Genomic DNA, 14147 nt, shown 5'->3' on the forward strand with positions numbered 1-14147 from the left:
TCTTCCCTTACGGAACTCCAGGAGCACTGACATGGCAACAACACTCGCCGGAACATGGTCTGCCGTTAGCACAGGCAACGGGACAGTCTATCAAAGTGGCAGTACTACAGTCAGTGGTTCTGTTATTTTGCAAAATGGAACAACTCTCACCATAACATCAGGGGCTATTGCTTCAGATGTCAGCACCACCGTAGGGGGCATAGCAACCGTCAATGTCTTGGGAGGGGGAGAACTCCTGAACTCCCATATTGACAATGGTTACGTCTATGTCAGTTCGGGAGGCGTCACGAGTGGAAATATTTTCAACTCTGACCCTGTATATTTAAGTGCGGGCGCAAGTTCTTTAAACGACACTTATTATAACAGCGGCTATGGTGTCGATACTGTTTATGTTGCCAGTGGCGCAACACTGTCCGGCGCTATTGTGTCTTCTGGTGGCTCCCTTGTTGTCAGCAGTGGTGCTGCGGTCAATAATTTAACAGTTTATTCCAGTGGCGTAGCAAATCTGGCAAGCGGAACCACTAATGACTTTGTGGCCAGCAGTGGTGGTTATATTGCTTCTGGATCTTCCGTATTTTCAGGCGTTGTGCTCTCGGGTCAAAGCGGCAATACAGACCAGAATACGGCTCTGGTTCTGTCAGGAACATGGTCTGCAGTTAGCACTGCGAGTGGTACTGTCTATCAAAGCGGCAGCACGGTTGCCAGCAGTCCCGTTGTCCTGGCCAATGGGGCTACCTTGAACATTATGTCTGGAGCCACGGCATCGGGCTTAAATACAGTTCCAGGCGGTGCTGCCACAGTCACGGTAAGTGGGGGGGGAGAACTTCTTAATTCTTATATTGAGAATGGTTATATATATGTCAAATCAGGTGGTATCACCAGCGGTAATATGCTCAATTCAGACCCAGTTTATATCAGTTCTGGGGGGAGTTCTGTTAATGACATCGTCTATAACAGTGGCTTTAATAATGATCTGACATACGCTGACAGCGGTGCAACAGTAGTTGGAACCATTGTATCGTCCGGCGGTATCCTTTCCGCCAATAGCAACGCGATAGCCTCTAATATTTCTGCCAACAGTGGTGGGGTGGTTTATATCAATGGGCCTTATGGAAGTGGGGCAGGGGCCACCTTGACATTACCCTCTGATGCCACAACTCTTCAGGGCTCATGGAGTGCAGTTAGCACCGCGAATGGCACAGTATACCAAAGTGGCACGGCTACCGTTAGTGGTGCTGTTACCTTGGCCAATGGTGCAACATTAAATATTATGTCAGGCGCCACTGCATCTGGAATTAACACTACAACAGGTGGAATCTCTCTTGTTATCGTCAACAATGGCGCTGAATTAACGAGTTCTTATATTCAAAACGGTTATGTTTCTGTCAACTCTGGCGGCATTACTAGCGGTAATATTTTTAATTCAGATCCAGTTTATCTGAGTTCTGGCGCAAGCTCCGTTAATGATACGTATTATAATAGCGGGTATGGCGTTGACATTACGTATGTTTATAGTGGCGCAACACTTACAACTCCTTATGTTTCCTCAGGAGGCTATATCTCTGTTAATAGTGGCGGAAATATTGACACGCCAACAGTAACCTCCGGTGGCAATCTTGTTGTAAACGGGGGTGCTTTGGATATTTGCTTTCTTGCAGGCACTCTTATTCTGACCCCGTCAGGGGAGGTTCCCATTGAAAAACTTACTGCTGGTGATGAAATCATTACCTATGATTGGGAAAATAAAAAACAGAAAATCCAAAAATTAATATGGGCTGGACATAAGAAAAATACATTCCGTTACGGTCAACCTGACGATCTTTCTGGGTATCCAGTTCGTATTTGCAAAAATGCCATTGCTGATGGTATTCCCCATAAGGACCTCCTGGTTACGGCAGAGCATAGTCTGTTTTTCGAGGGCATGTTTATCCCAGCTCGCATGCTGGTTAATGGCTCGAGTATTTTTTATGATCATACAATGACGTCCTATGACATATTCCATATTGAAACAGAGGAACACTCTGTTATCTGGTCTGATGGCGCATTGTCTGAAAGTTATCTCGATACCGGCAATCGCCCCATTGGATTGCATTCAAATCAAATAACACCAGCAAGAAATTATACGCAAACATGGGCAACACATGGCTGCGCCCCACTGACTGTCGCCCGAGAAGTGGTCGAGCCCATATTCCACAAAATACATGAGCGCTCTAAAATACTTGAATTCGAAAACAAAACCCTCACTAAAAAATGGGATAATGATCCAGCTTTCCATCTTGTCGCTGACACTGGGCAGATACTTTACAAAGCCAGAGAAACAAAAGGCTATACTATATTTTCAATTCCAGCAGGGATAAAGTCAGTCAGGTTAGTGTCGCGCACGTCTCGCCCATCAGACACGATAGGTCCGTTTGTTGATGATCGTCGCAATCTTGGCGTGCTTGTCGGAAAAATCATGCTTTTTGATGCGGGCAAAACATACTGGATAGAGCAGCACCTCGAAAAATCGACACCAGATGGTTGGTATGCAAAAGAAAACACATCCTGCTGCTGGACAAATGGTAATGCATATCTATCTTTGAAACAGAGAGATATACATAATACTGTAGTTTTATCTGTACAAATACTTCATTCTGGACCATACCTCATTGAATGCGAAAGTGGTTGCGTAGAATTATCTGCTTAAAAAGCGTCCAAGAATATTGTTGAAACTACGGCTCAAATAAGACCCACAATTGAGATGCGCAAATGTCTGGATTGAACAGCGATCAAAGCGCTACCAGACCAATCTGATGGCTGGAGCGGCTCTTCATTCAGCCGTTCCAGCCAAACCGTACCTCCCTTCGGTCGCAAACCTATAAACGATCCTGAATCTGTCAGCCGAGCAGTTCTGAGCCGTTCATTTCGTTTGAAATCAAACACTCACAACAACTCTTCCACGCGTATCAAACGTGTAGGGACTGTTTGTTATAACTATTCCCAACGATGCCTTATTTTCTTTTCATGTTGTTTTTCTTGATTTTAAAAATAGTTAATTGTATGTATTAATTCTTAATTCGCATGAAAATGTTGTAACAAAAACAAGAGAAATTCAGTTAAGGGCCCACGAACTGAGTGTTTGGAGAAGATTATAAATGCTGAAATCTTGGCCGGGCAGATGGGCAGATGCGAAAGCGACACTTGCGGCACTTCAGAGGTCGTTTGCAATTATCGAGTTTGATACCAACGGCAAAATCCTGACTGCAAACGAGAACTTCTGTTCTGCTATGGGATATCGACTACATGAAATTCGTGGTCAGCATCACTCCATGTTTGTCGAGCCTGACTATGCACGTAGCGTAGAATATACGGCTTTTTGGAATAAACTGACTCATGGTGAGTTCGATACACGAGAGTACATCCGTGTTGCGAAAAGCGGCGTCGAGGTTTCCTTGCGGGCATCCTACACGCCTGTTCAGGACGTTATGGGCCGTGTTTACAAGGTCGTGAAGGTCGCAGCCATTACCACTGAAGCTGCCTTGCAAGCTGCAGATTCAAAAGGGAAATTGGATGCAGTCTCGCGTGTACAAGCGATAATAGAGTTTTCACCGAACGGTGAAATTTTGACAGCCAATGAAAACTTCCTGCGCGTCATATCATATGAGCTGAGCGAGATTCAGGGCAAGCATCACAGCATGTTTGTAGAACCAGATTATGTTCAGAGTGCAGATTACGCTGCGTTCTGGAAAAAACTTCAGGCAGGGGAGTTCGTCACGGCCGAATTCAAACGAGTTGGAAAAAACGGCAAGATCATTTGGCTTCAAGCATCCTATAATCCAATTTTTGACCACAAGGAGCGAGTTATTAAAGTCGTCAAGTTTGCGACAGATGTAACCAGTCGTGTGCAGGCCATTGATGAAATTGCTGCTGGCTTGAATACCCTGGCCGACAATACGCTGCATTATCGTGTGACCAAGAATATTGATCCGGCCTACGAAAAATTACGGACCGATTTCAATACCGCAATAGAAAACCTTGAAACTACGGTTGCTGCCATTTCAGATTCGGTCGGAACAGTTGGAAACGGCGCTCATGAGATCGCCATAGCCTCCAATGATCTTGCGCGTCGGACTGAAATACAGGCCGCCAATCTAGGTTCTGTTGACAAAAGACGGTAGCCACAGTTTTACGGCTGCGAGGTTAAGAAAGGCGAGAAACGATTTTCTTGTCTTGTCATAGCGTGTGGCGATACGTCGGAACTGCTTCAGCTTGTTGAACATCCGCTCGATACGGTTGCGATCCCGATAACAACGGAAGTCGCAGGGGATATCCTCTGTGCGGTTTGAACGCGGCGGGATAACAGGAAGAATACCTCGAAAAAGCAGGTTCTGCCGTATCCTGTCACTATCATACCCTTTGTCGGCCAGAAGTCGGCGCGGTGTCACGACCGGTAGGTCCATCAGGGCATCAGCGCCAGAGTAGTCAGAAATTTCACCGCCCGTCAGTTCAAAGCCAAGAGGGCGTCCCTGACCGTCAACGCGGGCGTGGATCTTGCTCGTAAAGCCGCCGCGGCTTCGACCAAAGCCTTCCTTATGAGTCCCCCTTTTGCGCCAGCCGCCTGGCTGTGACCCCGAATGACCGTGCTGTCGATCATGTGCTGCCAGTCATCGGTCAGGCCGAGTTCAACCAGCGTTTCCAGTAGAGCGTCCCAGACGCCTTGCTCTGCCCATCGACGGAACCGCACATACACTGAGTTCCATTTTCCGTAGCGCTCATGCATGTCCCGCCACGGACAACCGACACGCAGGACATAAAGCATTCCGTTGAGAAACAGACGATTATCCTGTGCTGGTCGGGACCAGCGGCCACGTTCAGGCGGCAGCAGGCCGCCAATGATCGCCCATTCCTCGTCCGTCAGGTCGCCACGCATCCACAGGTCTCCGTAAAGACCCGCGTTGAATCACGTCCAGGCCAGCCTGCAAAGACCTTTTGTCAACAGAACCTAAGCACAGAGACTTCAAAAGCATTGCATTGATGTTTGGACTATTTGATCTCAAATCTGTTTGATTCATATTACCCCGCCATAAGTCGCGGGGTAATATGGAGTGCAGCCTCTCAATATCTTTTACCAACGGGTAGAAAGTGTCACAAAGGCTGCGCGTCCAGGTGCCCATGCACAGGCGACTGAACGAGTACAGATGGCAACATATTTGCGGTCTGTCATGTTCGTACCATTAAACTGGATGCGGGTACGCCGATAGTCGAGATGGGCTTCCAAATCCCAAACCAGTTGGGACGGCACGCTAAAAGTCTCGGGCAGGGACCCTGCCGTATTGCCTGTATAACGCAGCCCACTGCCCAAACCTGCGACCCAATCAGACCCAAAATGAACATCGCGTTGCAGGAAAAGAGATGCCATGTGCGATGGAATGGTCACTGGTCTTTGACCTACCTCACTGGCAATCGTGCTTTTGGTAATGCGTGGGTCTTGATATGTGTACGATGCAATAAAGTCGATTTTATATGGCAGACGTCCTATCCCCTCGAATTCAAATCCGCGCGTTCTCTGCTGTCCGGTCTGAATCTCAAAGGAGGTGTGATTGGGGTCTGTCGTCAGGACGTTGTCCTCGACAAGGTTAAACACATCTGCCGTCAACATAAAATTCTGCACAAGATTACCGATTTTACCCGGCTTATACTTGACCCCCACTTCAATCTGCTTTCCAAAAGTCGGCTGATAGGGCGTGTTATCATACGTCAGCCCGACCTGCGGCTGGAAAGATGTCGCGTATGAGACATATGGATTAAGCCCAAACGCTGTTTGGTACAAAAGCCCAACGCGCCCTGTAAAGGCATTGTTTCGCTGCGGTGTTTTATCATTCGTCAGGTTGTTAACCGTCAGGCTCTGGGTAAAGTCTCCACGCCCCGAAAGGGTTAAATAAAAATGTCTCCAGGTTGCCTGCTCCTGGGCATAGATACCGGTGTCTGTCTCAGTCTCATTGCTATTTGTCGTCGTGGCATAAGTGGGCCATGCAATCGTGGTATAAACAGGATTATACAGATTGAGAGACGATACATTTCTTTGGCCACGTCGGGTGGCTATAAAATCACTGCGGAAATCTACGCCAAAAAGGATGTCGTGATGGACTGGCCCAGTGTGAAAGGTGACATCTGAGCGCGTATCCAGTGTGACGTTGTTGTAGTTTGCGGACTGACGGAGCGCCCGCCGTGTGATGCTCTCATCATTGGCTGACAGCGCAGTGGTCGTGACAAAACGATAATCCAAGTCCAGATGCGCATAACGCATGTTCTGCGTAATCGTCCAGTTCGGTAAGAGGTGGCGAACAAACGAATATCCAATCGCCGCCTGCCTTTTGGAATAAACATCGAAACCTGCATCGCTGGAAAGAAAATTACGGGCAATATAGCCTCGCCGTGAGGGAAATACCGTTCCGATAGCAGGAAGAAACTGGGCAGTAGAGCCCGCATCCAATTGCTCGTAACTGGCAAGGATAGTGAAGTCGGTCTTCTCGTCCGGGCGCCAACGCAAGGACGGTGCAACATAGATCTCGTTGTTCTTGATGTTGATTGCGTATGAGTCAGACTTGCGGACTAATCCATTGAAACGCCATAAAAGAGTCTTGCTGCCATTAAACGCACCGCCGACATCTGCTGCCCCTTGCACACGCCCGTATGATCCAGTCTGAAAAGCAAGTTCGTTTGTCTGATCTCTAGTAGGGCGCTTGCTGACTGCGTTAATAATGCCACCGAGCTGCCCAGAACCATAAAGTGCTGAGGATGCTCCACGCAGCACATCCATTTCTTCCAAACCCCAGGGCTCGATACTGAATGACTGGGAAGAAGCTGCATCTGGCGTGCGGGTTCCATCCAGATAGATATCAGGCGAAAACCCTCTGATTGTGCCAAAATAGCCGCGCGGATCATCCTTGGAGCCATAATCGGACACGCCCGCCGAATAGCGTACGGCCTCGGAAAGGCTCCGCGAATTCAACATATTCATGCGGGCTTGTGTGATAACTGTAATGGCCTGAGGGGTCAGGTCGACCGGAACGGACGTTTTCGTCGCTGCACTGACTGTGCGAGGCAGAAGGCCATGCCGCCCAGAAGTAACGAGGATGTTCTCTTGCTGCCCGTTCTCTGCATTCAGGGGTTTGTGTTCGCCTTGAGAATGCTCCTCTTTGCTGTCATGCACCTGTTTATGCGGACTGACCTCGGCATGGCCACTATCGACACAATAAGCAGCCTCGATAGCAAGAAAAAGGTACAAGCAGAATCTGCTGCGGGAATGGCCAGACATTTGTATTCCGAAGTCTCGAAAAGTTGATAAAACCTTTTTGATATTGAGAATGATTATCATATATGTCAAGAAGGCATTAATTCCACAACAGATGCGTGGAATTTGAGCGCGTCTCTATGGTCAGAGTTCCAAAAACAGTCCGGAGCATAGGGTGATATTTTTGAAACCGCTTTTGATCCCCCTACAAGATTCATGCACCAGTCTGCTCAAACAACGGACAGAACCTGCATCTGGCTTTAGGTGGGTGAGGGGCCGACAAGTGTATCTGGCGGCAACGTCATCTACTTCAACATTCATCCTGAGCGCACGATCACATCAGACTGACGGCGTGGCATCAATGCAATAGCGCTTAAGGCAGCTACGTTTACTGCTATCAGGACAGGTCTGTACCTTCTCAAAGTCAGGGCGGAGCACACTAAAAACACCAGTCCGGGACCATACAGGGAAGCCCCCACTCCAATCCCGACACATGAGATGGCTTTACAGATAAGTCAGTATAAAGAGTTTCCAAACCGTTCAGTATGTAAATTACGGCCAGAGATAAAGAAGCTTCACATAATATGCATTAGTCTCTGGAGTATTCCGGCCTTCCAAAGAATGACTGTAACGGGCAGTGATACTCATGGTCCGGCTGATATTGAACATAATACCAACCCCGGAAGCGACCTCACGACTGCTGGTATCGAGCACGGAACGGTTAAGTGTCTGGTCATATGTGCCGCCAACGTTCTGCCAGTCAAATGCAAAAAAGGGTTCAATCAGCTTTGTTGCTTTCCAGCTAAAACGCAGGTTGCTGTAAAAAACCACACCGGGCGAAAAGCTGTGTTCTTTTTTGATATGCTTTGTAGAGCCTACAACTGTCCCGATGTCACCATCAAAGCTGAAATGCTTCCACTCATAATCAAAAAATATACTCGAAATATTGGCCCAGTAATGGGTCGCCAGCGTATCGCGTGTTCCTGACGGTGTTTGCATGAATGTCTGAAAACCTAGCGTACTGTTCTTGCTTGGTTTCATCCACACAGCAGGACCAACAATTGTCGCACCCAAGCCCCCGTAGTTTTTCCCTCCCGCCAAGGTGAAATTTTCCGATTGGATAATCTCAAACGCAAACCCAACGTGAGGCAGGGCGTCAAAGGTTCTGAAATGAACATATTTTGTCATGCCCGACCATGTATGGCTGCCACCATGGTTTTTTACTCGCTGACCAGAGCCATTATAGGCCATACCTGCCGCGTTGCCATCACCATATTGGACCAGCACATTAAAGGGCTTGTAATCGACAGGCAGGTCATATTCATGGGGGCCGATAATGCCCAGGGTGATATCGGCAGCATTAACTGGGCTGACGACAAAAAAGAACATAATGAGAACATAAAACCCCAAGCACGGAACATGCCGTACCACTCGTCTGGTCATACACATGATACGCCTCTCCATCACGGTGCTAATCTAAACAGACAGCACCGTGACGTTTTTGAGTGATGGTTTAAGTATCCTGACCAGAAAAGCGCATCTGGTCAGGAGTATAGTTTACGGTTTGGCAGGTGTTCCCTGCACACCATCCAGCGTATAGGCGACAATGTAGTCACCACTGCGGGTACCCAGCCCGCCATGCCCACCAGCAGCAATCACTACGTATTGTTTGCCACCGCTCTCATAAGACATAGGCGTGGCCTGCCCACCGGCTGGCAGACGGTCCCGCCAGAGCACATCCCCCGTCGCCACATCAAAGGCGCGCAGGTAATCATCGGCTGTGGCACCCATGAACAGAACACCACCGCGAGTTACAATATTACCGCCAATATTATACATCCCTGTTGGAAGCGGGATATTGGTGTGGGTTCTAAAAGGCCCGGTATCGCGTGTTGTACCAACAGGGTGCTGCCAGACAATTTTCTTGGTCACAAGGTCAATGGCTGTCAGCGTGCCCCACACAGGGCCTTTGCACGGAATCTGCAAGGGGTTCAGCCAGGGGTCGGTATAGGCGACATAAGGTGTGCCGTAGTCAGGCGAAATTGCCAGGGCATTCCCCTTGGGCGAAGGCTCATTCCCGTCTCCGTTCCATTTGGGCAGCACACCATCCTGTTCAAGCTTGGTGCGATGGTCCAGCTTGATACGGAAGGGCAGATAGCTGGCATTGGCAAACAGGAGCTTGCGGGCGGGATCAACAGTAACGCCCTGCCAGTCAATCACACCATAAAAGGCCGGGTAGACAATGGTTGTCTTACCAACATGAGGAGGGGTAAACTGCCCGTCATAAGCCGACTGCCGATACTGGATGCGGCAGATCATCTGGTCCAGCAATGTTGCCCCCCACATATCGGCCTCCTTCAGGTCCGGCGGTGTGAGAGAGGGCATGGTTGCAGGGAATGGCTGTGTGGCAGAAACCCGATCATCAACGGCATGCCCTTGCGTCGGCACAGGGCGCTCTTCCACTTCGTAACCCGGCACTGGCTGACCTGTGCGCCGATCAAGCACAAAGAACTCACCTCGTTTTGTGCTCTGCACAAGGGCAGGCACAGATGTGCCATCCGGTCCAGGCAAATCAACCATGGACGGACCAGACGGAATGTCCATATCCCACAGGTCATGGTGGACAGTCTGGAAAATCCAGCGCCTCTGGCCAGAAACAATATCCAGGGCAACTGTCGCGCTGGATGTCGCATCATCAAACGCACGGCGCGATCCACCCCAGTTATCAGGCGGGGCGTTGCCGGTGCCGAGGTACACCAAACCAAGTTCTGGATCAGCCGTATAAACACCCCAGGCATTGGGGGTATCACGCGTTAGAATATCGGTTGGGGCAGGGGTGAATGTTTCCGGGTCATGCCCAGCATCCCACACCCAGGCAATTTTCCCTGTGGTTGCATCAAAGGCACGCACTGCGCCGGATGGCTCAAAATTGGCCTGATTATCAAAAATCCACCCACCTGTGATCAGCCTGTTCTTCATAACCAGGGGTGGGGAGGTAATGAAGTGGAAGCCAAGCGGCACATTCCCCATGTAGTCGCGCATGGAAATAAAGCCGTGATCCCCAAAGTCTTCACAGGGCTTACCGGTTTCTGCATTCACCGCAACAATACGGGCATCTGCTACAGGGGAGTATATACGCTCCCGGCAGGAGGTTTGAATTTCGTCAGGCACGCGGTAATAAGAGACCCCCCGGCAGGCCAGATAGACGTTAGCATTCAAGTCTGCCTTGGCGGGCTGTGGGTCATATTTCCATTTTATTTTGCCCGTTGTGGCATCCATGGCCATCACCCAGCTATGGGGCGTGCACATATAGAGCGTGTTATCAACCTTGATCGGGGTCAGTTCCAGGTTGAACTCATGCCCGGCGTCCGGGCCGGCGACAACAGCTTCCCCGGCTTTTTGTGTATCACCGGTTTCCGTGATCCAGGCCCGCTTGAGCCGCCCGATGTTGGCTGGGGTTATCTGATCCAACGGGCTATAGCGGTCACCTTGGGCGGTGCGCCCATAATACCGCCAATCACCGGCGGGCATCATGTCTTTCAGTTCCGGCAGGCTTGCCGCCATACGGTTGGCAGGCACCGTCCCCGTAATGGAATAAGACGAAAAACAGCTTGCCAGCAGAACAACGCCAGAGAAGGCGAGAGAGCCCGCAAGCACCCGCTTGTCCTGCAACCATGTATTCTGGCTACGCCAGACCCCAGGCAGCAGCAGCCACAAACCGAGGCCTGCAAGCGTGAGCAACCTGACCTCCAGCCCCCATATGTTCAGCCCGACCTCCGCGAGAGACCATAGTGTGGCAAGGACCAGCAGCCCTGCATATAACTGCGTTGCCAAAACCGGCTTACGAAAGCCAACACCGGCAGCGGCAAGCATGATTGCACCAGCCACGATATAAAACCAGGAGCCACCCAGAAAGAGCAGTTGGGCACCACCAAGAAAAAGGAAAAGACCAGCCACGCCAAGGAACAGCGCAGTCACTATGGCCCAAAGTCGTGCATGATTATTCTGCATATTCAATCGTCCTTGAATTGCCCAGAACGCCCCCATGCAGACACCCGCAAAAGCCGGTTTCTACAATGGTGGCATTGCAGGCTCTCTGCGGAATTTATTCAGAAAAAAATCATGACCCTTCAAATATGGAATAAACACACTCACCACAGTGTGTGAGAAAGCGGCCGATCTGTCGCAAAGCTGCGACAGTTTGAGCAGGTCTGATGCGGCACCACGTACCAGCCTGCCAGCTAACTGGGCTGAAAAGCCCCTTGGCTGGCACGATGATCGTACGTATAGAAAACAGCCCTTGTCAGGACAGGCGCGCTCTACCCAAACGTGCGCAACCTTATGGAGGGAAGCCAGAGGGATGTCTCTCGCCTGGCTTGGATGCCACCTGCACGGGCCTGCCAGATCCTGAAACATCAGGATGCTGGAGACATGGCGACGCACTGTATGGAAAGGGTTTGCCCTGTGAAAGGACGGCTTTTCAAGGCGGTTCGTACGCCTCTGTTCTGGATTATATTGGTCTCGGTTGCACTCCGCCTACCGGGCCTCACCTGGGGGCTACCCGCCTCTGACGGGTGGGACGATGACGGAGTTGCCCCGCGCAATTTTTTGGTGGGGCTGGCACAGACCTATATTCCGGGTTCTTATTTTACCTATCCTCCCCTGCATATGCTCTGGCTTGCTCTGCTCAGTGCCCCAGGGGTTGTGCTGGCACTCCTGCATGCGCCAACGCTCAACCAGCATGACGTGATCGGGCAATTCATACACGTGCCGTATATGACGTTTTTTGCGATCACGGCGCGCATACTCAGTATCGTCATGTCGGTGGGCACCCTCCTGTTCATCGGGCAACTGACAGAAACCTTTGCGGGTCGAAAAGCGGGCCTTTACGCAGCCGCTGCCTGCGCTCTTGATGCCCCGCTTGTTTATTATGGCCAGGTCACCAATCTGGATGGCCCATATCTTTTCTGGGCCTCTCTTGCCCTGTGGGGATGGGTCAAATTTCTTGTCGAACGTCAGCCGCGCCATCTGCGCTGGGTCGCTCTTGCCTCAGTGGCGGCCATCACCACCAAAGATCAGGCTTATGCCGTTTTCTTACTGGCACTCCCGATATCGCTCGTTCTCTGGTTCAGCGTGGACAGGAAGGCGCGGCAGAGTTGGGCACCCATTGCCCGCTCTCTGACCCTATGGGCTACCCTTGCAGGCGGAGGGCTGTTGCTGATTGATGGTGCAATAACCAACCCATCAGGCTTTTCCAAACGACTGGCTTTTCTGCTTGGCCCTGCAAGTCAGGACTACACAAGCTACACGGCCAACCTGGAAGGACGCTTTCGCCTTCTTGCAGACATGGTTCTGCAATTTCCACGGTTTTACCCTGCGGTGACTGGCTTGTTGATTGTCATGGGGGTCGCTCTCATCTGGCGACAGTTCCGCAATGATCCTGCCAAGCAGGTTGCGGCTCTGGTGCCCGCACTGGCCGCTCTTTCCTTCACAGTGTGCTTCAATCTGCTGGCATTACGCTCTGACAACCGCTTTCTGCTGCCACAGTCAGTTTTTGTCGCACCCTATATCGGCATGGCTGCGGCATGGCTGACAACACGCCACTCTTGGAAAGTACGCTACGCAGCAGGGGCAGGTCTGGCTACCATAGCCTGTCTTGCCGTGTATCAATGCCTCGGCATTGATGCCGCCCTGATCAATGACCCACGATACGATATGGAGCGCTGGGTCGCGGCACACATGCAGCCCAATGATTATATTGAAGCTTATGGGCGCAATGCTTTTCTGCCGCGCCTACCTGACACAGGCAATGTTGCCCGGTTGGATATCAATCCGCTCAAACGCCGCAACCCACTGCCCGGTGTTACGGAAAAACTGGCTCCATTTGACCAGGTTGAGGCCCGCGACCCCCGTTTCCTGATTATTCCTGACTTCTGGGTAGCGGATTATCTACGCGCTGTTCCCCCTGAAAGCCTGAACGGCAGAAAAACACCACGCGTGGCCGAGACGACCTTACACGACACGGACAATCGTGCCTTTTTCCAAAAGCTGTTTGCTGGAGAGTATGGGTATCGACTAGCCCATGTCTCCCGCTACGCACCGGGCCCATGGCCTGCCGTGGAGGGCTTTGAAAGCCTTGGCCAGACTGTCTACCTGTTCGAGCGTGCCACTCCTTAATCAAGTGTTTGATTGCCTTGCCCCTTGGAATATGGCTGGCTAGCATCCTTGATCGGCAAGGCCCGTAGGAGGGACAATCAACCATGGCTTCACCCATTCTTTATAGCAGCCCTCTTTCTGGCAACTGTTACAAAGTCAGGCTGTTTGCAGCTTTGATCAATGTCCCTCTCAACGTTATAGACGTTGACCTCGCCGGGGCCGAACACAAGGAAGCATGGTTTACCGCCCTCAACCCCTGGCAGCAGGTACCCGTGCTCAAAAGCGGCTCCACTGTTATCTGGGACTCTCAGGCCATTTTGGTCTATCTGGCCGAATTGCATGGGCAAAACGCCTGGTGGCCACAAGACCCTGTGCGACGTGCCAAGGTTGTAGAGTGGCTGTCAGTCAGCGTTAATGAGATTCAGCATGGACCTGCCGATGCGCGACTGGTTCAGAAATTTGGCTACCCTCTCTCCCATGCAGCCGCTGTCGTTGCCAGCCAGCGCACACTGGGTGTTATTGAACACCACCTGACAACCCATAAATGGCTGGCTGGAGATGAAGGGCCAACTCTGGCCGAATGTGCCGCTTACCCATACCTTGCCCTAGCACCTGAAGGCGAGATCAGTCTGGATGAGTATCCTGCGCTCCAGGCATGGCTCCGCAGAGTGGAGGCTTTGCCGGGCTACATCCCCCTTGACGGCTGAACCTGCCATTT

At 51.0% G+C, this 14147-nt stretch carries 8 protein-coding genes; 4 read left to right on the forward strand and 4 right to left on the reverse strand.

Annotated features, from left to right (window positions below):
* Nucleotides 1–31 precede the first annotated feature (31 nt).
* Both FLP30_RS11425 and FLP30_RS11430 read left to right on the forward strand, forming a co-directional pair.
* Nucleotides 32–2686 carry a Hint domain-containing protein gene (locus FLP30_RS11425; RefSeq protein WP_149279911.1) on the forward strand — a complete coding sequence of 885 codons (2655 nt, stop codon included), beginning with the start codon at nt 32–34 and terminating at the stop codon, nt 2684–2686.
* 448 nt (nt 2687–3134) lie between these two features.
* Nucleotides 3135–4157 (forward strand): PAS domain-containing protein, encoded by a 1023-nt coding sequence (locus FLP30_RS11430; RefSeq protein ID WP_149279912.1) that lies wholly within the window; start codon nt 3135–3137, stop codon nt 4155–4157.
* Here the strand turns inward: FLP30_RS11430 and FLP30_RS11435 are convergent.
* The 4 genes from FLP30_RS11435 to FLP30_RS11450 all read right to left on the reverse strand — a co-directional run bounded on the left by FLP30_RS11435 (nt 4131) and on the right by FLP30_RS11450 (nt 11284).
* Nucleotides 4131–4909 (reverse strand): IS5 family transposase gene (locus FLP30_RS11435; protein ID WP_210419281.1). Its coding sequence is split into 2 segments (ribosomal slippage): nt 4131–4582 and nt 4582–4909, totalling 780 coding nucleotides; the frame shifts between segments, so codons are not numbered across the junction. The genes FLP30_RS11430 and FLP30_RS11435 overlap by 27 nt on opposite strands.
* 195 nt (nt 4910–5104) lie before the next feature.
* Nucleotides 5105–7297, reverse strand: a complete 2193-nt coding sequence (locus FLP30_RS11440) for a TonB-dependent siderophore receptor (RefSeq protein WP_149279913.1) — start codon at nt 7295–7297, stop codon at nt 5105–5107.
* Between the two features lie 528 nt (nt 7298–7825).
* Nucleotides 7826–8662: a transporter gene (locus FLP30_RS11445; RefSeq protein WP_246856647.1), complete on the reverse strand. Its 837-nt coding sequence runs from the start codon at nt 8660–8662 to the stop codon at nt 7826–7828.
* Nucleotides 8663–8830: 168 nt separating this feature from the next.
* Complete coding sequence (locus FLP30_RS11450) at nt 8831–11284, reverse strand: membrane-bound PQQ-dependent dehydrogenase, glucose/quinate/shikimate family (protein ID WP_149279915.1); 2454 nt, start codon at nt 11282–11284, stop codon at nt 8831–8833.
* Between the two features lie 453 nt (nt 11285–11737).
* Between FLP30_RS11450 and FLP30_RS11455 the strand changes: the two genes are divergently transcribed.
* Together FLP30_RS11455 and FLP30_RS11460 are read left to right on the forward strand one after the other, a co-directional pair.
* The gene (locus FLP30_RS11455; RefSeq protein WP_168200101.1) at nt 11738–13450 is read left to right on the forward strand and encodes an ArnT family glycosyltransferase; all 1713 of its coding nucleotides are present in this window, start codon (nt 11738–11740) and stop codon (nt 13448–13450) included.
* An 83-nt stretch (nt 13451–13533) separates the two neighbouring features.
* Nucleotides 13534–14136, forward strand: a complete 603-nt coding sequence (locus FLP30_RS11460) for a glutathione S-transferase family protein (protein ID WP_149279917.1) — start codon at nt 13534–13536, stop codon at nt 14134–14136.
* Nucleotides 14137–14147: the final 11 nt, after the last annotated feature.

Origin of the sequence: Acetobacter vaccinii (assembly GCF_008365315.1) — a bacterium.
In the GTDB taxonomy this organism is placed as follows: Bacteria; Pseudomonadota; Alphaproteobacteria; order Acetobacterales; family Acetobacteraceae; genus Acetobacter; species Acetobacter vaccinii.